A 20,853-nucleotide genomic window follows, 5' to 3' on the forward strand; every position below is an offset into this window, starting at 1 on the left:
GGAACGTATTTCAATGTCTGACATGCATCTGGTACTGCAGGAACTGTTCAAGGTCGGCCGGCTGGAGCGCCGCGAGATCACGCTGGTCGCCGCCCCGCGCACCTTCCCGATCTGGGATCGCGTGGAGAAGCTGCTGAAGATCAAGGGTCCCGAGCCCCGGACCCTGACGCGCCACATGTTGTTTGATCTGTACCGGCTGTTTCCGCAGCTGAAGGGTGAGATCGAACTGACGCGCTACATCTACACGCTCGGAACCTTCAAGCCAGCCCGCGTGCCGGCCGATGGTTACCTGCTGGCGCGGCGCTCGGAGGTCGATGGCGGTGTCATTGCGATGTTCCATGCTCCCGCCGAACAGGTGCAGCAGGCGTGGACGGACACCTTCGCGCCCGATGCCCCCGGTGCCTACGTGTCGCGGTTCATCGCGCCGGCCCTGCGCGACCCGCTGCTGGCGGCGTACGGGGTCACCGACGATGGCGGCAGTGAGTGCTTCCATGAGCTGCACCCCTATGTGCTGGGCCACCGCGATCATTACCTGAAGACCTACGGCGTGGACATCGGGCCCGGGCACGCGGCAGGCGACTCGACGGCGTGACGGGTCACGCCGGTCGGGCGTCCGGCGGCATCTTCTTCACCCGTTTCCGGTGGTCCTGCACGTTGTCCCCGCTGATGCGCTTCTGCTCGGTGCCGGTCACCGTATGCAGCTTGCGGTCATTGCCGGTCACCGGCTTGGTCGCCACGGCCGTCTCGCGCTCGAATGCATGGGACTTGTCCGTGTTGCGGTAGTAACGGAAAAGCGTCCAGTACAGCGCCGTCGCGCTGGCCGGACCCAGCGCAAGCAGCGCCACCAATCCACCCCCATCACTGCTCATAGCGTCATTCCCAGGAACCAGAGGACCGCGCCTTCGACGATCGTGCCCACGCCCAGCGCCGCCAGCAGCAGCTTCCAGTGCTGCACCGGCACGCTGCCCATGGTTTCGCCCGTGCGTCCATTCACCGCGATGTAATGCAGCATGCCCTTGCCACGCTGGCGGTACGAATACAGCCAGACCGGCACATACATCGACACCCAGCGCGACCCATGGATCTCGACTTTTTCCATCTCCCAACGCACTCCGCGGTCGTAGCGCCGCACCGACTGCTCCAGCCTGGAGCGGGCGATCGACAGCAGCTGGTCCTCCAGCCGCGGTCGCAGCTGTTCGATGTCCACGTCCCGCTTTTCCGATGAGTACCCCACCAGGTAGGACGCGTTCCATTTCAGCGCGTTCTTGGTGTCGAAGGGCAGGATGGTGTTGATGATGTTGTTGGTATTGGTCTGTATGTCCAGCCGGCCACGCCGGGCCGAAGACTCCAGCGGGAGGTCGTCGACGGTGAAATCGAGCTGGCGCTCCACCTGGTAGACATCCGCGTCGTAGTAGGTTTTCTTGTTCTTCTCGGTGCCGCGGGTATAACGCCGCGTTTCGATCTCGCCGTTGCCCACCACGCTGGCGCTGGCGCTGCTGTCCACCACCATGTATGGCAGGTACACGCCGATGACGTTCTCCGGCGTGAACTCGGCCTTGAAGGCCTTCAGCGCGAAGAAGCGCCGCTTGTCCACGAACTGGCGGATGCGCGCCACCGCATCGGTCTTGCTGACCTTGAACGGCAGCACCGCATCGGGCACGGCACCGTTGGCCACCTGTTCGTTGACCCCGAACACGTGACGGCACCAGTGGCAGCGCGCCGTCATGCTGCTTTCGGTGTTGATCGTGACTTCCGCGCCGCAGCCGTTGCATTTGAAGCTCATCAGGCTGGCCGCACCAGCGTCGATATTCCGCGCGCCGGAGGCGATCACATCGCCACGCAGCTCCTCGATGCCCGTGCCCAGCCCGAAGGCCTCCTCGATCCGGTCGCCGTGCCATTCGTTGCGGCAGTACTGGCAGACCAGCACATCGGCGCCGAGCGCGTGGCGGATATCGCTGGATCCACATTTCGGGCAGCGATTCAGTCCGTCCTTCAGCTCCGTAGCAGACGTGTCCAGGGCGATGGGATCCGGCGCCAGCAGTTCGTCACGGATCGGCGGGGGCAGGGTGGAAGGGTCCACCCCGAAACTGCCGGGCAGCGGCGGCATGTCCTGCGGCGATCCCGGGCCGGCAGGGGAAACCGCCCCGGGCAGGGGCGGCGGCTTTCTGGGGTTGGTCATCGTGGCGTCGCCTGGCGTTTACAGCCCCAGCGCCTTGGCTTTCAGCTTGTCGTAGTCATCCTGGGTGATCAGGCCGAGATCGAGCAGTTCCTTGGCCTTCTTCAGCTGGCTCACCGTGTCATCGGCAGCCGCTGCGGCGGGCGCGACCGGCTGCTGCAGGCTGCCGGCACCGAACATCCCCGAGGCCATGCCGACGCCCACCAGCCCGGCGGCACCGCCGCTTTCGCCGGCCGACTGGATGCCCTGCGCCACGCTGGCCTGCAGATTGGAATTGCCGCGTGCACCGCCCAGCGCATCGGCGCGCTGCACCGTCTTGAGCAGCTCACGGGTGTTGGCGTCGTACTCGATGGAAACGATGGCGGTCTTGACGATGGCCAGGCCACGATCGGACTTCCACTGGTAACCCTGCTCGACCGCGCTGGACAGGCTCTGCGCGAAGCCGACTGAATCCTGCTGCAGCCTGCTGATGCGGTTGCCCTTGCCTGGATCGTTGGTATACAGGCTGAAGGCCGGCGCCAGCGAGCCGACCACTTCGTTGAACAACTGGCTGGCTGCCGCATTGTCCAGGTCGGTGAAGTCGAAAACCTCGCCGGGCTGCAGGTAGCTTGCCGGAACGAAATTCTTCACGAACAGGATCGGATCCACGATCTTCAGCGTGTACGAACCGCGGGTCACCGCGCCGACCTGGGTGCCGAGGAAGCCGTCATCCCAGTAGATTTCCGACTGGGTGCCGAAGCGGTTGTCCGGCAGTTCCTTCAACGACACGAAGAAGGCTGCCTGCTGCGACCCCGGCTGGCCGCCGAACTTGAAGCGTTCCCAGCTCTGCCGGATCAGCGAACTGACCAGGCCGTCGCCGGCGAAGATCGACTGGGAGTTGATGTCATCCGATTCCCAGATGTAACCGCCCGGCTCGGCGACGAAGGCGGTGACCGCGCCGTCCTGCAGCAGCAGCAGCCCATAGCCTTCGGGCACGACGATCTTCGACCCATTGCTGATGATGTGGTTCGAGGCGCCGGTGTTGGAACCGCGCCCGGCGTTGGTGCCACGAGGCGCAGCGGCAAACAGCGCTGCGGTGGAGGGCAGGCCGTTCGGCACCGTGTAGAAGTCCTTCCACTGGTCGGCCAGAACACCGCCCACCGCACCTGCCACCGCCTGTCGAAGACCCATGACAATTCCCTGTTGTTCGTGGACAGGCACCACGCCCGTCGTGCTCGTCCGACTATATCAGCCGGTGCACCCGGGCGACACGCGCCGGCATCAGGGCAGGTTGCACTGCATCTTGCCATCCACGTAGTAGGGCTTGGGCACGTTCGGGTTCTCACTGGTCTTTTCGAACACCACCTCGAACGAGGCCAGGTCCGGCGTCCCCTTGCGATCGGTGCAGGCGGCCTGCAGCTTCTGTTTGACGGCGGCGATGCCGGCTTCGCGGTTGGCCCCGTCGGCGCTGTTGGTGAGGTTGGCGACCTCGGCAAAGGCGGCCGGGGAGCCGCCAAGCAGGCCGGCGGCGATCAGGGACAGGTGCAGCTTTTTCATGGACGCTCCTTGTGGTGGGGCGGGCGATCGGTGCCCGGCCAGCAGGATAGGGCGACGGGGTTAAGGTCCCGTGGACTGCCGGTGCCTACGGGGATCTCGGCTAGACTGCCGGGCAGTCGCGCTGCGGAGTACGCAATGCCTTCCACGGTGATCGGGGCGGCCGCCCGCCAACTGGTGCAGGAAGAATGCCTGGCCATTGCCGATGCGTTGGCGATGCGGCCGGATATCCATGTGGGCGTGCACAACGCCCGCAAGGCGATCCGGCGTCTACGCGCGGTGCTGGCCCTGTTTGCCACCGACGAACAGCCGCTGCAACGCAGCGACCGTGCGCTGCAGCGGCTGGGTCGTGGTCTTTCGGCGCTGCGCGATGCGCATGTGCTGGTAGACACCGCGCAATCCCTGCAGGCCGGCGCTTCCGCCTCCGGCTGGGCCCCTGTCATCACGCATCTGGGTGCCCGCCGTGACCGCCTGCTGCAGCGCGCCTGTGCGCAGGACCCCGGCTTCCAGAAGAAACGGCGCGTGGTGCGGCGCGTCGGTCTGGAGCTGGATACGCAGGGCTGGGAGTTGGTGCGCAAGGCGGATCTTCGGCGGGCGTTGGCGCGCAGCCGGCGAAGGGTCGAAAAGGCCGCCGCGCGTGCCCGCCGCAGCGATGATGCGCAGGCGCTGCATGAGTGGCGCCGCAGGGTGCGGCGGCTGCGCATGCAGCTGGAGGTGATGGCCCGGCTGGACGGCGGCCTGGTCAAGGGTCATTCCGGCAGTGACGGCGGGAAACAGGCCAAGGGGCTGCACAGGTTGAGCGATGCGCTGGGCCGGGAGCAGGACCTGCGCCTGCTGCGCAACCACGTGCGCGCGATGCGCGGGCTGCAGGACAAAGCGGAGCTGATGGCGCTCGCGCGATGACAGGGAACCGGTAGCGCCGAGCCATGCTCGGCGAGCGCAGCGGCAAGCAACAGCGTGACGACCAACGGGCGTCACCCACCAAGGGCGGGCGCTGACGACCAACGGTCGTCACCCACCCAAGGCGGGCGCTGACGACCAGCGGCGGTCACTACCGGGGCATGGCTTACCAATCGGTAGGTGCGTAATCCTTCAGGAACTGGCCCCACACATGCTCGCCTGTGTTGAAGCCGTGGATGATCGGGTCGACGATACGCGCAGCGCCATCCACGATGTCCAATGGTGGATGGAAGCGCTCTTCCTGCACCTTCTTGGCTGCGATGTCCGCCGGATCTTCGTCGGTCACCCAGCCGGTATCCACGCTGTTCATGTGGATGCCGTCGTTCTGGTAATCCGCCGCCGAAGTGCGGGTCATCATGTTCAACGCGGCCTTGGCCATGTTGGTATGCGGATGACGGGTGGTCTTGAAGTTGCGGTAGAACTGGCCTTCCATCGCCGATACGTTGACGATGTGCTTGTCACGCTCGGGCGTGGCCAGCATCAGTGGCTTCAGCCGTGCGTTGATGATGAACGGGGCGATGGCGTTGACCAGCTGGGTTTCGAGCAGCTCGACCGACGGCACTTCGGCCATCAGCAGGCGCCAGGAATTGCGTCCCCGCAGGTCGACCTGCTGCAGGTCCTGGTCGAGCCGGCCCTCCGGGAACAGATGCTGCTGGCCGACCAGCTCGTCTTCCAGCAGGGCCACCTGGGACAGCTCGGCGGCGCGGGTCAGGCCATCGGCACCGTTGAGTCCCCGTTCCTGCACGGCCGGAAGCGCGATCGCCGAGGCATCGCTCAGCAGCTCGGCGCCGCGCAGGCCCTCGTAATGGCCTACCAGCCTGCGCACGGTTTCGGGCAGTTCGTGCAGCGCGGCCGTTTCGCCGGCCATCATGTGCGCATAGAACTGCGGCGGCCGGCGCACCGTCTGGCAGGCATTGTTGATGATGAAGTCCAGTCGCTTGCGGGTGGCCAGCAGCTCGCTGCAGAAGGCTTCCACGCTGGGGGTGTGGCGCAGGTCCAGGCCGTACACCTGCAGGCGATGGCCCCATACCGCGAAATCCGGCTCTTCGGCGTAGCGGGCAGCGGAATCACGCGGGAAACGCGTGGTGACGATCAGTTCGGCGCCGGCGCGCAGCAGCTTCAGGCCCGCCTGGTAACCGATCTTGACCCGGCCACCGGTGAGCAGCGCGACGCGGCCGCGCAGGTCGGCGGTCTCGGTGCGCTTGGTGAAGTTCAGCTCGGCGCAGGCCGGGCACATCTGGTCATAGAAATGATGCAGCCGAGTGAACTTCTGCTTGCACACGTAGCAGTGGCGCAGTTCGGGCGAGTGCACCGGCTCGGCAGCGGTTTCGGCGCCTTCCCCGTTGCGTGCGTCATGCAGGCCGGCCGCATGCGGGGGGAAGTAATTCGGGGTGCTGAAGACGGGCTTGCGGCGCAGCGTGCGGATGCCGGTCTGTTCCAACAACGCTTCAGCCTTGCGCACCTTCTCCTGGTGGCGGACCTTGGCCTGCTGTTTGAGCATTGCCCGGCGTGCCTTGGGTTCGGGGTGATACACCTTGGCCACCACCTGGTGCAGGCGCACGCGGTCGGCTTCGGGCAGCGCATCCAGTACGCTGCGGTCGGCCTCGATGGCCTCCAGCAGGTCCAGCGCGGTGCGCAGGCGGTCGGTCAGGGGCAGGTCTTCGGCCACGGGCGCGGCGGGTGGGGCAGTGGTAGTCACATCGGATCCGGAAGAAACGGCACAAGGCCTGGAATGGACAGCAGAGCGGTGACCGGCTCGATGCGGGTCCATGCTGTTGCGGGCCGGGCACGGCCCGGACGGGGGCCATTGTCCCTGATTGGCAGGGGCGGGCGCCACTTCAGTGAGCTGGCCGCCAATGGCGGCGCCTTCACGCGGGATCGGTGAAGCTGAAGCCCGACCCAACCAGCGGCAACGGCATGACTCAGACGGCGATCAGGTGCCGCTCCATCCTCAGCGAGGTCAACCTCGGCGACGCCTCGCATGAGGCGCGACCGGGCGTGGACCCGCGCATGGTGCGCGACCAGGTGCAGCAGCGGCTGGCCGAGCTGTTGCCGGCGGGTCCGGAGGGCGACCGGGTCTGCACTGCGATGCGCGAGTTCATGCTCACGGCCGGGAAACGGATGAGGCCGGTGTTGATGGTGATGGCGGCGCGCGGGATGGGCCACGCCGACGACGCGATCATCGATGTGGGCTGCGCGGTGGAAATGGTGCATGGCGCTTCGCTGATCCTCGATGACCTGCCCAGCATGGACAATGCAGAACTGCGACGGGGCCAGCCGACCGTGCATCGCCAGCATGGCGAGGACGTGGCCATCCTGGCTTCGGTCGCGCTGTTGAGCCGAGCGTTCCAGGTGTTGGCGGAGCTGGAAGGCGTTCCAGCGCCGTTGCGGAGCGAACTGCTGGCGACGCTGGCGGCAGCGGTTGGCAGCCAGGGCCTGGTCTGTGGCCAGTTCAACGACCTGCATGGCAGCGAGGGAGCGCGCGATGTCCAGGCCGTCCAGCGCACCAACGAACTCAAGACCGGGGCGCTGTTCAGTGCAGCGCTGGAAATGGCCGCGATGACCGCCGGCGCCGGTGCGCGCGCGCGGGCGCTCGCACGGGAGTGCGCCGTGCAACTTGGGCAGGCTTTCCAGCTGCAGGACGACCTGCGCGACGGCGACGACAGTGCGCTGTCCGGCAAGGACGGCGGAAAGGATGCGGGCAAGTGCACGCTGATCACGCTGCTCGGGCGCGAGGAAGTGCAGCGCCGCCTGCAGGCCCACCTGCAGCGGGCGTTCGCCCTGCTGGCAGAGCTTGATGGCCAGCATGACGACCTGATCGCCTTCGCCCACCAGCACTTCCGCATCACATGAGTGTCCCCGTCGCCAAGGGCGTGCCGCAGAGCGAGCTGGTCAAGCGCAAGAATGACCACCTGGATATCGTGCTTGATGAAGCACGCGCGTGGCAACGCGCCGAAACAGGCTTTGCCGCCTACCGTTTCGAACACTGTGCGCTTCCCGAGCTGCATCTTGATGCCATCGACCTGCGTACCACGCTGCTCGGCCGACCGCTGCGTGCGCCGCTGCTGGTGAGCTCGATGACCGGTGGCGCGCTGCGTGCAAGCCGGATCAACCTGCATCTGGTGGAAGCAGCACAGGAGCTGGGCATCGCGCTAGCCGTAGGTTCCCAGCGGGTTGCGCTGGAAACCGGACTGGACCACGGCCTGACCCACGAGTTGCGCCGGCGCGGGCCCGACGTACCCCTGCTTGCCAACTTGGGCGCTGCGCAGCTGCGCGGGAAGGGCATCGCATTGGCTCAGCGCGCCGTGGAGATGATCGACGCCGACGCGCTGATCGTGCACCTCAACCCCCTCCAGGAGGCCGTGCAATCCGGAGGCGACCGCGACTGGTGCGGGATACTGGATGCGATTGCGGCGGTGACCGCCGCGCTGTCGGTGCCGGTGGTGGTGAAGGAGGTCGGCGCTGGAATTTCCGCTTCGGTGGCCAGGCAGCTGGTACAGGCCGGGGTGCAGGTCATCGACGTGGCCGGAGCCGGAGGCACCAGCTGGGCGGCGGTGGAGGGCGAACGGTCTCCGGATCCGCTCGGCCGGGAAATCGCCATGGCCTTCAGCGACTGGGGCATTCCGACGGCGCTGGCACTGCGTGCCACCCGTGCGGCGCTGCCATCATTGCCGATCATTGCCTCCGGCGGCATCCGCGACGGGATCGATGCCGCCAAGGCCATCCGTCTCGGTGCCGACATGGTCGGCCAGGCCGCTTCAGTACTGACCAGTGCGCTGGAGTCGACCGAAGCGGTTGTCGATCACTTCCGGGCGGTGATCCGCCAGCTGCAGATCGTCTGTTTCTGCACCGGCAGTGCTGACCTGGCCGCGCTGGCGCGCGCGCCGATGTTCCTTGACGGCGAACTCCTGGATGCCCCGCCTTGAGCCACGTCGGAATCATCGCACCGCCGTTTCCCAGCCACTGGCGCGCCATGCAGGCGCTCGGCCGCGGCCTGCAGCGGCAAGGGCATCGGGTGACTTTCTTCCATCAGCACGATGCGGCGCGGCTGTTGTCGGACCCCGCCCTCGGGTTTGTCGCGCTGGGGCAACAGACGCATCCGCCTGGATCGCTGGATGCGGTCCTGCGCCGCGCGGCCAACCCGGGCTCTCCCTGGGGCCTGAAGCGGGTCATTGCCGATCTTGCGCGGACCACGGACATGTTGTGCCGCGAGTTGCCGCAGGCGTTGTCGCTGGCTGGCGTTGACGCATTGGTCTGCGATCAGATGGAGGCCGCCGGTGGCCTGGTCGCCGAGGCACGGCAGATGCCCTGGGTGTCGGTTGCATGTGCACTGCCGGTCAACCGCGAGCCGGGGATTCCGTTGCCGGTGATGCCCTGGTCCTGCTCCCGTCGTCCACGCGATCTTGAGATACAGGCCGCCAGCACACGCGTATACGATCATCTGATGTCGCCGCAGCGGCGGGTGATCGAGCACCATGCGGCCGCGTTCGGACTGTCCCGGCGCGGCGCGCTGCATGAGTGCCTGTCGCCGTGGCTGCAGATCAGCCAGACGGTGCGCGATTTCGATTTCCCCCGCCCCGCCGGCGGCGACGAGCTGCAGCATGTGGGGCCGCTGCGCGAGCCGATGCAGCAGGAGTTCGACGGCAGCGGGCTGTCTGCCGGGCGACCCTTCGTATTTGCGTCGCTGGGCACCCTGCAGGGCCAGCGCGAACGCACCTTCCAGCGCATAGCGCAGGCGTGCGCAAGCCAGGACGTACAGCTGCTCATCGCACACTGCGGCGGCTTGAGCACCCGGCAAGCGCAGGCGCTGCGTCGTCCAGGACAGGTCTGGGTGACCGACTTCGCCCCGCAACAGGCGGTCCTGGAGCGGGCCGATGCGGTGGTTTCGCACGCCGGCCTGAATACCGTGATGGATGCGTTCACCGCCGCCGTGCCGGTGTTGGCGCTGCCCATCGCCTTCGATCAGCCCGGCGTGGCCGCACGGCTGGTGCACGCTGGCGCCGGCCTGAAGGCATCCCCTCGGTGGACCTCCTCGCGCGAGATGGGGCGTGCGCTGCGGCGCCTGCTCGACGAGCCGGCGTTCGGCGCCCGTTCGGCCGAACTGGGGCAGGCGGTCCGCCAGGCCGGCGGCACCGACCGCGCCGTCGCGCTCATCGAAGGGGTGCTGCGCAGCGGCCCCTCCGGCATTGCGCACGTCGCCTGATGCACCACGATTACGACCTCATCCTGGTGGGCGGTGGCCTGGCCAACGGGCTTATCGCCCTGCGCCTGCGGTCGCTGCGGCCGCAGTTGCGGGTGCTGCTGCTGGAAGCTGGCGACCGCCTGGGCGGCAATCACACATGGTCCTTCCACCAGCACGACCTGGAGCCATCCCAGTGGGCGTGGGTCGCCCCGCTGGTGTCGCATCGCTGGCAGGGGCAGCAGGTCCGGTTTCCCGGGCACCGCCGGCAGCTGCGCGCCGGCTACGCCAGCATCCTGGCGGACACGTTCGACACCTGCCTGCGGGAGCGTCTGGGCACGGCGGCGTGCTGTGGCAGCCGCGTGCTGGACATCGGGCCTGGGCAGGTCCGCCTGGCCGATGGACGCACGTTGCAGGCCGGCGCGGTCATCGACGGCCGCGGCCCTTCGGCGACCCCGCACATGACCCTGGGCAGACAGGCTTTCCTCGGCCAGGTCGTGCGCACCGCGGTCCCGCATGGGCTGCGCTTCCCGATCATCATGGATGCGGACGTAGCGCAGGGCGAGGGGTACCGGTTCGTGTACACCCTGCCGTTCGCAGATGATCTGCTGCTGATCGAAGACACCCATTACGTGGACGGTGCGGGCCCGTCGGCGGCGCAGTTCCGCGACAACATCGCCGACTACGCGCGCGCGCAGGGCTGGGAAATACAGCAGGTGCTACGCGAAGAACAGGGCGTGTTGCCAATCACCCTCGCAGGGGACCTCGACGCCTTCCATGGCGCGCTTGATGGCCAACCCAGCGTGGGTCTGCGTGCCGGCCTGTTCCACCCGACCACGGGCTATTCGCTTCCCGAAGCCGTGCGCCTGGCCGAGCACGTGGCGCAACTACCACGGCTGGACGCGCCGTCACTGTCTGCCTCCCTGCAGCGCTACACCCGCCAACGCTGGCGGCAGCAGGGCTTCTTCCGGATGCTCAACCGCATGCTGTTCCTGGCCGGCCCTGCCAACCGGCGCTGGACGGTCATGCAGCGCTTCTACTCCCTGCCTGAGCCGCTCATCGAACGCTTCTACGCCGGCAGGCTCGGCTGGGCCGACAAGCTGAGACTGCTTTCCGGCAAGCCGCCGGTGCCGCTGCTGAAAGCGGCTCGAGCGGCGCTTGCTTCGCATGCTTCTCTGCAAAGGAATTCCTGAATGCCCACGCCCAAACGCGCCGTCGTCATCGGTGCCGGATTTGGTGGACTTGCCCTTGCCATCCGCCTGCAGGCCGGTGGCTGCCAGACCACGCTGCTGGAAAAACGAGACAAACCCGGCGGTCGCGCCTATGTGTATGAGGACGACGGCTTCACCTTCGATGCAGGGCCCACCGTCATCACCGACCCCTCCGCGCTGGAGGAGCTGTTCACCCTGGCTGGCCGCAGGATGTCCGACTACGTCGAGCTGCTTCCGGTGGATCCGTTCTACCGGCTCGGCTGGGAGGACGGGACGCGGTTTGACTATGTCAACGACCAGCAATCGCTGGAACGTCAGATACACGCCCTGCAGCCCGACGATGTCGAAGGCTATCGGCGTTTCCTGGCGTACTCGCGCGCGGTGTTCAAGGAGGGGTATCTCAAGCTTGGAGCCGTCCCGTTCCTGTCCTTCCGTGACATGCTGGCAGCCGCACCGCAGCTGGCGCGCCTGCAGGCATGGCGCAGCGTCTACGGCATGGTGTCCTGCTTCATCAAGGACGAGCACCTGCGCCAGGCGTTCTCGTTCCACTCACTCCTGGTGGGCGGAAACCCGTTCGCGACCTCATCGATCTACACCCTGATCCACGCGCTGGAGCGCGAGTGGGGAGTGTGGTTTCCACGCGGGGGAACCGGCGCACTGATACGCGCGATGGTGCGCCTGTTCCAGGATCTCGGCGGCGAGCTGAAGTTGAACGCCGATGTGGCCCGCATCGAGGTGGAGGCCAACCGTGCCTGCGCGGTGACGCTGCAGGACGGGGAGCGGATCGAGCTGGACATGCTGGCATCCAATGCCGATGTCGTGCATACCTACCGGCAGTTGCTTGGCCACCACCCGCGTGGCGTCGCCCACGGCAGGAAGCTTGCCGCAAAGCGTTCCAGCATGTCCCTGTTCGTGCTGTATTTCGGCCTCCGGACGCGTCACGAAGACCTGCGCCATCATACCGTCTGCTTCGGCCAGCGATATCGCGGCCTGATTGATGAGATCTTCAACGGCGACAAGCTGGCCGAGGATTTCTCGCTGTACCTGCACAATCCCTGCGTCACCGATGCGTCGCTGGCGCCGGCCGGGTGCAGCAGCCTGTACGTGCTGGCACCGGTTCCGCACCTTGGCAACGCTGACATCGATTGGGACGTGGAGGGGCCGCGCTACCGAGAGCGGATCTTCGACTATCTGGAGAAACACTACATACCCGGCCTGCGCGAAGACCTGGTGACCAGCCGCTTCGTGACACCCTTTGATTTCCGCGACACGCTCAACGCACACCATGGCTCGGCGTTCTCGCTGGAACCGGTGCTCACCCAGAGCGCCTGGTTCCGTCCGCACAACCGCGACAGCACCCTGGCCAATCTCTATCTGGTCGGGGCGGGCACGCATCCCGGCGCCGGGGTGCCCGGCGTGGTGGCATCGGCCAAGGCGACCGCGGGCCTGATGCTGCAGGAGGCGGGGCGATGACCGATGCGCTCGAACGCCAGGCGCGGGTGACCATCAGCCGGGGTTCGAAGAGTTTTGCCGTTGCATCACGGGTGTTCGATGCACGCACGCGGCGCGGGGCGACCCTGTTGTACACCTGGTGCCGCCACTGCGACGACGTCGTGGACGGGCAGGTCCTCGGCCATCGCGACGTCCCGGCGTCGGTTTCGGTTACCGGCGCGGCGCTGGCCGAACTACGCCGTTGCACTGCGCTGGCCTACCAGCAGCCCCTCCTGCAGGACCCACCGTTTGCCGCCCTGCAGGAAGTGGTTCGTACGTTTGCGATTCCGGCCCGGCATGCGCAGGCACATCTGGACGGCTTTGCAATGGATGTGGCGGGACGCGAGTACCGCACCTTCGACGACACCCTGGAGTACTGCTATCACGTTGCTGGCGTGGTGGGCATCATGATGTGCCACATCATGGGTCCGACCGAGCCTGCCGTGCTTGACCGCGCCGCCGACCTGGGACTGGCGTTCCAGCTGAGCAACATCGCGCGCGACGTGGTGGAGGATGCCCAGGCAGGGCGTTGCTACCTGCCCGTCGACTGGCTGGAACAGGCGGGGTTGAACCCGCGCAACCACGCCGATCAGGCGCACCGGCAGGCGCTGGCGGGCGTGGTGGCGCGTTTGCTGGAATCGGCCGAGACCTACTACGCTTCCGCGCTGAAGGGGCTGCCCGCCCTACCTGCGCGCTCTGCCTGGGCCGTGGCCACCGCGCACGGCATCTACCGCGAAATCGGCCTGCACGTGCGCGCCCTCGGGCCTGCGGCTTGGGACCACCGGGTATCCACCTCGACCGGCGACAAGCTCCGGCTGCTGCTTCGAGGCGCATACCAGGCGCGCGCTTCGCGCGGTGACGGGGTCGCTGCGGCGCAGGGCAGGCCGGCGACTCTCTGGCAGCGGCCCGGGCGCGCATGATGGCCGCAGCATCGCACCGGCACGCCTGCCTGGGATCACGACCGCGGTTCGCGTGTCCTGCCCACGCGGCCGCCGTGCAGGCGCTGCAGCTCGCGCTTCAACCGGTCCACCGGCGGCGCCCACAGGAATCCGAACGACACGCAGCCCTCGCGGCCCTGCACCGCATGGTGCATCCGGTGGGCCTGGTAGAGCCGTTTGAGGTAGCCGCGGCGCGGCGCATTGCGGAAAAGCCAGCGCCGATGCACCAGGCCATCATGGGCGATGAAATAAAGCATCCCGTACCCGGTCATGCCTGCGCCGACCCATTCCAGCGGATGCCAGCCGCGCGTGCCGAGGTAGATCAGCACGATGGCGATCGCGGCGAACACGACCGCGTACAGATCATTTCGCTCGAAGCGTCCCGTGCGTGGCTCATGGTGCGACCTGTGCCAGCCCCAGCCCCAGCCATGCATGACATGCCGGTGCACCAGCGCGGAGAACACCTCCATTCCCGCGAGAGTGGAGAGAAACACCAGCGTATTGACCAGAGGACTCACGGTAGGCAGGCGGCAACGGGACAGGGAGGCCACTCTAGCAAACGCCCATGCGAGGCCAGTGAGGGAAGTGCAGCGCCCTGATGAACAGGCCCGATTCCACCGCCGGCCACGAGTATCCAGGACGCGCTGATGCTTGGCTGCGCGCCTGTTTCGCACAACGCACCACCGCCACCGCCGCACTGCTGGCGGTCCACCTGCTGTGGCTGCTCGGCGCCGGGCGCCCCTGGGGATGTAGCGGCGGAGACACCTTCGCCTGGCAGCCCGGATCCGGCATTTCGCACAATTCGCAGCATCTGGCGGACTGGTATGCCCTGCTGCACGGCGGCTTCGGCATCGGGCTGGCCTGGGCGCTGCGCACGCTGAGGCCGCGCTGGCAACGGCAAGACGCTTGGCTGGTCGCATTGGCTTGCAGCACGGTGTGGGAGGTCGTGGAAAACACGCCCTTCGTCATCTCGCTGCTGGACAACACGACCAACATGGCGCCGGATTACAGCGGGGACAGCGTCGTCAACTCGCTTGCCGATACCGGGTGGGTCCTGCTGGGCTTCTGGTTGGCCTGGCGTATGCCGGGGCGATGGGCACTGGCCGTGATCGTGCTGCTGGAACTGACGGTGTCGCTGGCCATCGCGGACGGGTGGGTACTCACCGCATTTCGCCTGCTCGCCGGCCTGCTCGGGCGCCGCGCGTTGGCGCTGGTCGGCTGAGGCGCCGCGTTCAACGCCCGGGCTGCTGCGCTGCCCCTTTCTTGTCCACATGCTTGCCAGGTTCCTGCGGCGTATCCGGATTGCCGTTGCGCGACAGCCAGATGCACGATGGCCCCACCATCGCCAGGATGCCGATCACCACGATCAACAGGAGCTTGGTACTCTTTTTCATGCCACTACCTGCGTCCAGACTGTGCCCAGAGAATAGGCAGGGCAGCGTCAGTCTGGTGTGTTCGCCGCATGCCCGGCGCGGACGCCGGATGGCGCCCGCCCGGCCATGCAACCTTACTTCGGCATCAGTACGGTATCGATCACGTGGACCACGCCGTTTGACTGCATCACGTCAGCGGTGCTGACCGACGCCTTGCCTCCCTTGTTGTCCACGATCCAGAGCTTGCCCTGGTGCAGCTTGAAGGTCAGCGGCTCCCCTTGCACGGTGGCAAGCGTGGCGGCCCCGCCTTGCCGGGTAGCCGCCGCGGTCAGTTCGGCGGCGGTGTGTTTGCCGGGGACGACGTGGTACGTCAGGATTTTCGACAGGGCGGCCTTGTTTTCGGGTTTGACCAGCGTATCCACGGTACCGGCCGGGAGCTTGTTGAAGGCGGCGTTGGTGGGAGCGAACACGGTGAACGGGCCCGGGCCGCTGAGGGTTTCCACCAGGCCGGCAGCCTTCACCGCCGCAACCAGTGTGGTGTGGTCCTTCGACGCGCTGGCGTTCTCGACAATGGTCCTGGTCGGCTCCATCGGTGCGCCACCGACCATCGGCGGATCGGCGGCAAAGGCGGGCGCTGCGATGGACCCGAGAACGACAAGGCCGGTAGCGAGGGCGAGCTTCCTGATAGTGGCTTGCACGGTGCGTCTCCTGTTCTTCCCTCGGATGAGGGGGTACTTCAGATACGCGGCAGACAGCGCGCTGGATGCAGTAGCGTGCAACTTTCTTTCTCCCGCACGCGCCGACCTCCCGCCACGGTCATGCTGCGACGCAGCGTACCGGTTCGGATCCACGGCCCACGGTCTACGCCGCACAAGGGGTGACCTGCGCATGGGGAGCTTCGCCGTTGACAGCGTTGTCAATCCGGACATAGAAACGTCCCTGCGTTGCCGCCAGCGCGCCCCGTCCTGATTCGAAAGGAATTCGCCGATCATGAAGTCTCTGAAGCCCCTGTTGCTGTGCGCCGCCTTGGCACTGGCGTGCAGCAGCGCCGCCCATGCGGCCACGCCCGCCGGCCAGATCCATCCGTCGCAGTGGCCGCAGCCGAGCTGGCCGCTGCCCGCCGACGCGGCCATCGAACGCCGCATCGACGACCTGATGGCGAAGATGAGCGTGGAAGAAAAGGTTGGCCAGATCGTGCAGGCCGACATCGGCAGCATCACCCCGGCAGAGGTCAGGAAGTATCGCCTCGGCTCGGTGCTGGCCGGCGGCGGGACCGATCCGGGTGGGCGCTACAACGCCAAGCCGGCCGAATGGTTGGCGCTGGCCGATGCCTACTGGGAAGCATCGATGGACACCAGCGGCGGCGGCCATGCGATCCCGATCATCTGGGGAATCGATGCGATGCACGGACAAAGCAACGTGGTCGGTGCCACGTTGTTCCCGCACAACATCGGCCTGGGCGCGACGCGCAACCCGGACCTGCTGCGCGAGATCGCCCGCATCACCGCCGCCGAAACCCGCACCACCGGCATGGAGTGGACCTTCGCACCCACCGTTGCCGTACCCCAGGATGACCGCTGGGGCCGCGCCTACGAGGGCTATTCCGAGGATCCGGCGCTGGTCGCCAGCTATGCCGGCGTGTTCGTCGAGGGGCTGCAGGGCAAGGCCGGCGCGGCCGACTTCCTCGACGACCACCACGTGATGACCACGGTCAAGCACTTCCTGGGCGACGGCGGCACCACCAACGGCAAGGACCAGGGCGATACCACCGTCACCGAAGCGCAGCTGCGTGACATCCACGCCGCTGGCTACGTGCCGGCCATCGCGGCCGGCGCACAGTCGGTGATGGCCTCGTTCAACAGCTTCCACGGCGAGAAGATGCACGGCCACAAGCCGCTGATGACCGATGTGCTGAAAGGCCAGATGAACTTCGGCGGCTTCGTGGTCGGCGACTGGAACGGACACGGGCAGGTGAAGGGCTGCACCAATACCGACTGCGCGCAGACGTATATCGCCGGCATGGACATGGCGATGGCGCCGGATACCTGGAAGGGGCTGTACGAAAGCACCGTCAAGCACGTCAAGGAGGGGGGCTTGCCGATGGCGCGGCTCGACGATGCGGTGCGCCGGATCCTGCGGGCCAAGATGCGCATGGGGCTGTTCGAAAAGCCCAAGCCGTCCGCGCGTGCACTGGGTGGCAAGTTCGAACTGCTCGGCTCGCCGCAACATCGCGCCGTGGCGCGGCAGGCCGTGCGAGAGTCGCTGGTGCTGCTGAAGAACCAGGGCGGACTGCTGCCGCTGTCGCCGAAGCAGCGCGTGCTGGTCGCAGGTGATGGTGCCGACAGCATGACCAAGCAGACCGGCGGCTGGACACTGACCTGGCAGGGGGACGGCACCAGGCGCGAGGACTTCCCCAACGCCGATACCCTCTGGGATGGGCTGAAGGCCCAGGTGCAGGCGGCCGGCGGCAACGCCGAGCTGGCCCTGGACGGCGCGTACAGAAACAAGCCCGACGTGGCCATCGTGGTGTTTGGCGAGGACCCGTATGCCGAGTTCCAGGGCGACCTGCCGGACCTGATGTTCAAGGGCGGCCGCTCGGGTGATCTGGAGCTGATCCGCAAGCTGAAAGCCGACGGGATTCCGGTCGTCGCGGTCTTCATCAGCGGGCGTCCGCTGTGGCTGAACCGCGAGATCAATGCCGCCGACGCCTTCGTTGCCGCATGGCTGCCGGGATCGGAAGGCGCAGGCGTGGCCGATGTGCTGCTGCGTGGGCCCGATGGCAAGACCCAGCATGATTTCAGCGGCAAGCTCAGTTTCTCGTGGCCGCGCCGTGCCGACCAGTACGCCAACAACGTGGGCCAGCCGGGCTATGACCCGCAGTTCGCGTTCGGCTACGGGCTTACCTATGCAGACAAGGGCGACCTGCAGCTGCTTTCGGAAGAGCCGGGCATCGACCCCACCGCCTCGCGCACCAGCACCTGGTTCGACCGTGGCGTGGCTGCGACCGGGCTCACGCTGCGCCTGACCGGCGCCGATGGGGAGGCGATGGATATCGTGCATCCCAATGCCACCACGGCGGACGGCTCGGTCGCCATGACCGCGATCAACACGGAGGTGCAGGAAGGCGGGCGCCAGTTCAATTTCGCCGGGAACGGATTGATCGAACTGCGGGCCAATGCACCGCTGGACCTTGACCGCGAAACCAATGGCGACGTTTTCGTGATTGCAACACTGCGGGTCGATACGCTGCCTGCCGGTGCCCGGGTGAGTTACCTCGCGACGAGCGGGAAGACCACGCGCGGGGAAGTTTCGATCAGCAAGGCGCTGACGGCGGCCAAGGTAGGCGAGTGGACCCGCGTGGGCGTGCCGCTGCGCTGCGTGCGCGGTGCCGGGGTGGACATGAAGCAGGTCGATATCCCGATGGCCCTGCAGGCCGGCAAGGGCGTGCGCCTGTCGCTGGCAAAGGTTGCCATCGGAACGGATTACGACCAGAAGGTGACCTGCGCCAAGTAAGCGCATGTCCAGGTGCTCGCCGACCAGAGGTCGGCGTGAACCCGGGAAGACAGACGGACCCTGCAGCGCCGAGCGATGCTCGGCGGCGCGTGCACGCTCAGGGGTTGCTTCGCTTCGCGCATCGGGTGATCAGCGCCGCGCTGCCCACCGCGATCGCATCTTCGACCGCGCCGGTGGGCTTCTGGCCATACCGTGCGATCGCGCGCATGCGCAGGTTGAAGGTGAGGTAGGCCATGCCGACCGCAGTACCCGCGCCCAGCACCGCGCCCAGCCCGCGCTGGCTGCGTGGGGCAAGCGCGGCACCGGCCAGCATGCCGGTGGCCACGCGCGCGACCATCCCGGCGGGCACGATCCGGTCCGGTGCGGTTTTCATCTTGTCGCCGAGCAGTTCACCACCGGCCAACGCCAGCATGCCTGCCGAGGCCAGCGGGTTGCACAACAGCCGCGGCGCACGGTTGTCGGCAGGCAGGGTGCCGGTGCGCGCGGCGTTGGTCACTGCCGCCAGCGGCGTCATCGCACGCATCCCGGCGACCGCGCCCATCAGTATCGAATGGATCAATGCCATGACGGCCTCCTTCAGGGACGGGGCGGCTTTTCGTAGTCGTCGGGGGTAGCGGTGTGTTCGGATTCCGGCATGTCCTTGTCCTTCCACCGCGCATCCTCGTTGCGCAGTTTGTCGGGCGTGTGCGCCTTTTCCTGGTCATCCACGTCGCCGGTCGGGTTCAACGGTAGCTTGCTCATCGGGGTCTCCGTGCAGCGTGCCTGCGTGCCGGGGACTGGCAGCATGGCCGTGCAGGCGGACGATGCACGCCCGCAGGTGAGTGCGGTGTCGCCGAGGTTGCACGTGCCCACCACATCGCGGTCACCAGCGGGTTACGGCACGGGGTTTATCACTGGGCCACCATAGCGTGAGGATCCCTCGATGCGTGCACTGACCTATCACGGCAGCAAAGACGTCCGCATGGACACCGTTCCCGACCCGGCCCTTGCCGCGTCCGATGACATCATCCTGCGCGTGACCGCCACCGCCATCTGCGGTTCCGATCTGCACCTCTACCATGGAAAAATCCCCGACCTGCACACCGGCGACGTGCTCGGCCACGAGTTCATGGGGATCGTGGAAGAGGTCGGCAGCGGAGTCACCGCGCTGCAGCCGGGAGACCGGGTGGTGGTGCCGTTCGTCGTGGCCTGCGGGGAGTGCTTCCATTGCCGGTTGGCCGAGCATGCCGCCTGCGAAACGACCAATACCGGCAAGGGCGCTGCGCTGAACCGGAAGGGCATACGACCGCCCGCGGCACTGTTCGGCTACAGCCATCTGTACGGCGGGGTATCCGGCGGCCAGGCTGAATACGTGCGGGTGCCCAAAGCCAACGTGGGTCCGCTGCGGGTGCCCGACGCATTGCCCGATGAGCAGGTGCTGTTCCTGTCCGATATCCTGCCGACCGGATACCAGGCGGCGATCAACGCCGGGGTGAAGCCCGGTTCGACGGTGGCGATCTTCGGCGCCGGGCCGGTCGGCCTGATGGCGGCTGCGTGTTGCCGGCTGCTTGGTGCGGAAACCATCTTCATGGTGGACCATCTGGCCTATCGCCTGGCCTTTGCCGTGCAGACCTATGGGGTCACGCCGGTGAACTTCGCCCAGATCGAAGATCCTGCTGAATACATCATCACCCAGACCAACGGACGCGGCGTGGATGCGTCGATCGAGGCGGTGGGGTTCGAAGCAGAGGGGAGCGCCCTTGAGACCGCGCTGACCACGCTGAAGGTGGAGGGCAGCAGCGGCGTGGCGATACGCCAGTGCATCGCCGCCACGCGTCGCTGCGGCACGGTGAGCATTCCCGGTGTCTACGCCGGCTTCCTGCACGGATTCTTGCTCGGCGATGCGTTCGACAAGGGGCTGACGTTCAAGATGGGCCAGACCCACGTACAGGGGCTGATGCCGGAACTGCTAGATCTCATCGGCGAGGGAGCGCTCGACCCGGGCGTGATCATCACCCACCGCCTGCCGCTCGAGGACGCCGTGCGGGGTTACGAACTGTTTGACCGCAAGGAAGAAGACTGCCGCAAAGTGATCCTGGTGCCGTGACATGCAGGGACACGCTACGGTCATAGCCCGCAGCAGGCAGGCACCGTCTCCACCGGAGCCGCCGCGATGAGCGCCGGGCTGACGGACCTGCTGGGCGGGGCGGCGACGGCGGTGCTGATTGCCACCCCTGGCGCGGCAGATCTACAAGCAACACACGGCCGACTCGGTGGAAGCGGTCTCCACCTGGTTGTTCGTCGGCCAGATGACCGCCTCGGTGCTGTTCATCGCCTACAGCGCGCTGGTCGGCTCGACGGTATTCGTGGTCACCAACACCCTGATCCTGGCCACGGCGGTCACCGGGCAGGTGCTGGCCATGCGCCGGCGCAGGCGTCGCTGATATTTTGACGCCGTCTTGGCGCGATCTGCGGAAACTTCAGCATCATCGTGGCAGAG

Annotated in this window: 21 protein-coding genes and 1 pseudogene; 12 read left to right on the forward strand and 10 right to left on the reverse strand. The window is 66.9% G+C overall.

Translation table 11 applies throughout. The features are described from left to right. The first annotated feature begins 13 nt into the window (after positions 1-13). Positions 14-592, forward strand: coding sequence for a hypothetical protein (locus tag CXG43_RS16680; protein ID WP_101116332.1), 579 nt, complete (start codon positions 14-16; stop codon positions 590-592). Positions 593-596: 4 nt separating this feature from the next. Here the strand turns inward: CXG43_RS16680 and CXG43_RS16685 are convergent, their stop codons facing one another. The 4 genes from CXG43_RS16685 to CXG43_RS16700 all read right to left on the reverse strand — a co-directional run bounded on the left by CXG43_RS16685 (position 597) and on the right by CXG43_RS16700 (position 3,712). Further along, positions 597-869 carry a hypothetical protein gene (locus CXG43_RS16685; RefSeq protein ID WP_101101016.1) on the reverse strand — a complete coding sequence of 91 codons (273 nt, stop codon included), beginning with the start codon at positions 867-869 and terminating at the stop codon, positions 597-599. Further along, positions 866-2,179, reverse strand: coding sequence for a hypothetical protein (locus CXG43_RS16690; RefSeq protein WP_101101018.1), 1,314 nt, complete (start codon positions 2,177-2,179; stop codon positions 866-868). Before CXG43_RS16690 ends, CXG43_RS16685 begins: the two co-directional genes overlap by 4 nt. 18 nt (positions 2,180-2,197) lie before the next feature. Beyond that, a complete protein-coding gene (locus CXG43_RS16695; RefSeq protein ID WP_101101020.1) occupies positions 2,198-3,346 on the reverse strand; it encodes an SPFH domain-containing protein in 1,149 nt (382 codons plus the stop codon). A 90-nt stretch (positions 3,347-3,436) separates the two neighbouring features. Further along, positions 3,437-3,712 carry a hypothetical protein gene (locus CXG43_RS16700; protein ID WP_101101022.1) on the reverse strand — a complete coding sequence of 92 codons (276 nt, stop codon included), beginning with the start codon at positions 3,710-3,712 and terminating at the stop codon, positions 3,437-3,439. A 135-nt stretch (positions 3,713-3,847) separates the two neighbouring features. Between CXG43_RS16700 and CXG43_RS16705 the strand changes: the two genes are divergently transcribed. Next, positions 3,848-4,612 carry a CHAD domain-containing protein gene (locus CXG43_RS16705; RefSeq protein ID WP_101101024.1) on the forward strand — a complete coding sequence of 255 codons (765 nt, stop codon included), beginning with the start codon at positions 3,848-3,850 and terminating at the stop codon, positions 4,610-4,612. A 163-nt stretch (positions 4,613-4,775) separates the two neighbouring features. On the opposite strand, the gene CXG43_RS16710 is transcribed toward CXG43_RS16705, so the two are convergent. Next, on the reverse strand, positions 4,776-6,368 hold the full coding sequence (locus CXG43_RS16710; protein WP_101101026.1) for an SDR family oxidoreductase: 1,593 nt from the start codon (positions 6,366-6,368) through the stop codon (positions 4,776-4,778). A 218-nt stretch (positions 6,369-6,586) separates the two neighbouring features. On the opposite strand from CXG43_RS16710, the gene CXG43_RS16715 reads away from it, so the two are divergent. Genes CXG43_RS16715 through CXG43_RS16740 form a run of 6 tightly spaced genes read left to right on the forward strand, consistent with a single transcriptional unit; the run spans position 6,587 to position 13,470 of the window. Continuing rightward, complete coding sequence (locus tag CXG43_RS16715) at positions 6,587-7,522, forward strand: polyprenyl synthetase family protein (protein WP_198551483.1); 936 nt, start codon at positions 6,587-6,589, stop codon at positions 7,520-7,522. Next, positions 7,519-8,595, forward strand: coding sequence for a type 2 isopentenyl-diphosphate Delta-isomerase (gene fni / locus CXG43_RS16720; protein ID WP_198551482.1), 1,077 nt, complete (start codon positions 7,519-7,521; stop codon positions 8,593-8,595). The genes CXG43_RS16715 and fni overlap by 4 nt, the downstream gene beginning before the upstream one ends. Continuing rightward, positions 8,592-9,872 carry a glycosyltransferase gene (locus CXG43_RS16725; protein ID WP_101101027.1) on the forward strand — a complete coding sequence of 427 codons (1,281 nt, stop codon included), beginning with the start codon at positions 8,592-8,594 and terminating at the stop codon, positions 9,870-9,872. Before fni ends, CXG43_RS16725 begins: the two co-directional genes overlap by 4 nt. Then, entirely contained in the window at positions 9,872-11,041 is a 1,170-nt protein-coding gene (gene crtY / locus CXG43_RS16730; RefSeq protein WP_101101029.1) for a lycopene beta-cyclase CrtY, read from the forward strand. The genes CXG43_RS16725 and crtY overlap by 1 nt, the downstream gene beginning before the upstream one ends. Then, complete coding sequence (locus CXG43_RS16735) at positions 11,042-12,532, forward strand: phytoene desaturase (protein WP_101101031.1); 1,491 nt, start codon at positions 11,042-11,044, stop codon at positions 12,530-12,532. Continuing rightward, a complete protein-coding gene (locus tag CXG43_RS16740) occupies positions 12,529-13,470 on the forward strand; it encodes a phytoene/squalene synthase family protein (RefSeq protein ID WP_101101033.1) in 942 nt (313 codons plus the stop codon). Before CXG43_RS16735 ends, CXG43_RS16740 begins: the two co-directional genes overlap by 4 nt. 35 nt (positions 13,471-13,505) lie before the next feature. Here CXG43_RS16740 and CXG43_RS16745 read toward each other — a convergent pair whose 3' ends face one another. Further along, complete coding sequence (locus CXG43_RS16745; protein WP_101101035.1) at positions 13,506-14,006, reverse strand: sterol desaturase family protein; 501 nt, start codon at positions 14,004-14,006, stop codon at positions 13,506-13,508. An 80-nt stretch (positions 14,007-14,086) separates the two neighbouring features. On the opposite strand from CXG43_RS16745, the gene CXG43_RS16750 reads away from it, so the two are divergent. Further along, a complete protein-coding gene (locus CXG43_RS16750) occupies positions 14,087-14,710 on the forward strand; it encodes a DUF2585 family protein (protein ID WP_101101037.1) in 624 nt (207 codons plus the stop codon). 10 nt (positions 14,711-14,720) lie between these two features. Here CXG43_RS16750 and CXG43_RS19215 read toward each other — a convergent pair whose 3' ends face one another. Both CXG43_RS19215 and CXG43_RS16755 read right to left on the reverse strand, forming a co-directional pair. Beyond that, a complete protein-coding gene (locus tag CXG43_RS19215; RefSeq protein WP_157825123.1) occupies positions 14,721-14,882 on the reverse strand; it encodes a hypothetical protein in 162 nt (53 codons plus the stop codon). 113 nt (positions 14,883-14,995) lie between these two features. After that, positions 14,996-15,559, reverse strand: a complete 564-nt coding sequence (locus tag CXG43_RS16755; RefSeq protein ID WP_101101039.1) for a fasciclin domain-containing protein — start codon at positions 15,557-15,559, stop codon at positions 14,996-14,998. Between the two features lie 292 nt (positions 15,560-15,851). On the opposite strand from CXG43_RS16755, the gene CXG43_RS16760 reads away from it, so the two are divergent. Beyond that, positions 15,852-18,374 (forward strand): glycoside hydrolase family 3 protein, encoded by a 2,523-nt coding sequence (locus CXG43_RS16760; protein WP_101101041.1) that lies wholly within the window; start codon positions 15,852-15,854, stop codon positions 18,372-18,374. A gap of 97 nt (positions 18,375-18,471) precedes the next feature. Here the strand turns inward: CXG43_RS16760 and CXG43_RS16765 are convergent, their stop codons facing one another. Further along, positions 18,472-18,939: a DUF4126 family protein gene (locus CXG43_RS16765; protein WP_101101043.1), complete on the reverse strand. Its 468-nt coding sequence runs from the start codon at positions 18,937-18,939 to the stop codon at positions 18,472-18,474. Between the two features lie 11 nt (positions 18,940-18,950). Further along, positions 18,951-19,115, reverse strand: a complete 165-nt coding sequence (locus CXG43_RS19325; RefSeq protein WP_182656071.1) for a hypothetical protein — start codon at positions 19,113-19,115, stop codon at positions 18,951-18,953. 181 nt (positions 19,116-19,296) lie between these two features. Here CXG43_RS19325 and CXG43_RS16770 point away from each other — a divergent pair, with 181 nt between their 5' ends. Next, entirely contained in the window at positions 19,297-20,460 is a 1,164-nt protein-coding gene (locus CXG43_RS16770) for a zinc-dependent alcohol dehydrogenase (protein ID WP_101101045.1), read from the forward strand. Between the two features lie 66 nt (positions 20,461-20,526). After that, a pseudogene (locus CXG43_RS16775) lies at positions 20,527-20,797 on the forward strand (hypothetical protein). The last annotated feature ends 56 nt before the right edge of the window (positions 20,798-20,853 follow it).

The sequence above is a fragment of the Stenotrophomonas sp. Bg11-02 genome, from assembly GCF_002836635.1.
Taxonomy (GTDB): Bacteria; Pseudomonadota; Gammaproteobacteria; order Xanthomonadales; family Xanthomonadaceae; genus Stenotrophomonas; species Stenotrophomonas lacuserhaii.

Excerpts from the sequence above, each read along its gene's own strand:
- CXG43_RS19215 (WP_157825123.1), bottom strand. The coding sequence starts at position 14,882 with ATGAAAAAGAGTACCAAGCTCCTGTTGATCGTGGTGATCGGCATCCTG.
- CXG43_RS16685 (WP_101101016.1), bottom strand. The coding sequence starts at position 869 with ATGAGCAGTGATGGGGGTGGATTGGTGGCGCTGCTTGCGCTGGGTCCG.
- CXG43_RS16750 (WP_101101037.1), top strand. The coding sequence starts at position 14,087 with ATGAACAGGCCCGATTCCACCGCCGGCCACGAGTATCCAGGACGCGCT.
- CXG43_RS16765 (WP_101101043.1), bottom strand. The coding sequence starts at position 18,939 with ATGGCATTGATCCATTCGATACTGATGGGCGCGGTCGCCGGGATGCGT.
- CXG43_RS16760 (WP_101101041.1), top strand. The coding sequence starts at position 15,852 with ATGAAGTCTCTGAAGCCCCTGTTGCTGTGCGCCGCCTTGGCACTGGCG.
- CXG43_RS16705 (WP_101101024.1), top strand. The coding sequence starts at position 3,848 with ATGCCTTCCACGGTGATCGGGGCGGCCGCCCGCCAACTGGTGCAGGAA.
- CXG43_RS16680 (WP_101116332.1), top strand. The coding sequence starts at position 14 with ATGTCTGACATGCATCTGGTACTGCAGGAACTGTTCAAGGTCGGCCGG.
- fni (WP_198551482.1), top strand. The coding sequence starts at position 7,519 with ATGAGTGTCCCCGTCGCCAAGGGCGTGCCGCAGAGCGAGCTGGTCAAG.
- CXG43_RS16735 (WP_101101031.1), top strand. The coding sequence starts at position 11,042 with ATGCCCACGCCCAAACGCGCCGTCGTCATCGGTGCCGGATTTGGTGGA.
- CXG43_RS16740 (WP_101101033.1), top strand. The coding sequence starts at position 12,529 with ATGACCGATGCGCTCGAACGCCAGGCGCGGGTGACCATCAGCCGGGGT.
- CXG43_RS16770 (WP_101101045.1), top strand. The coding sequence starts at position 19,297 with ATGCGTGCACTGACCTATCACGGCAGCAAAGACGTCCGCATGGACACC.
- CXG43_RS16700 (WP_101101022.1), bottom strand. The coding sequence starts at position 3,712 with ATGAAAAAGCTGCACCTGTCCCTGATCGCCGCCGGCCTGCTTGGCGGC.
- CXG43_RS16715 (WP_198551483.1), top strand. The coding sequence starts at position 6,587 with ATGACTCAGACGGCGATCAGGTGCCGCTCCATCCTCAGCGAGGTCAAC.
- CXG43_RS16690 (WP_101101018.1), bottom strand. The coding sequence starts at position 2,179 with ATGACCAACCCCAGAAAGCCGCCGCCCCTGCCCGGGGCGGTTTCCCCT.
- CXG43_RS19325 (WP_182656071.1), bottom strand. The coding sequence starts at position 19,115 with ATGAGCAAGCTACCGTTGAACCCGACCGGCGACGTGGATGACCAGGAA.
- crtY (WP_101101029.1), top strand. The coding sequence starts at position 9,872 with ATGCACCACGATTACGACCTCATCCTGGTGGGCGGTGGCCTGGCCAAC.
- CXG43_RS16695 (WP_101101020.1), bottom strand. The coding sequence starts at position 3,346 with ATGGGTCTTCGACAGGCGGTGGCAGGTGCGGTGGGCGGTGTTCTGGCC.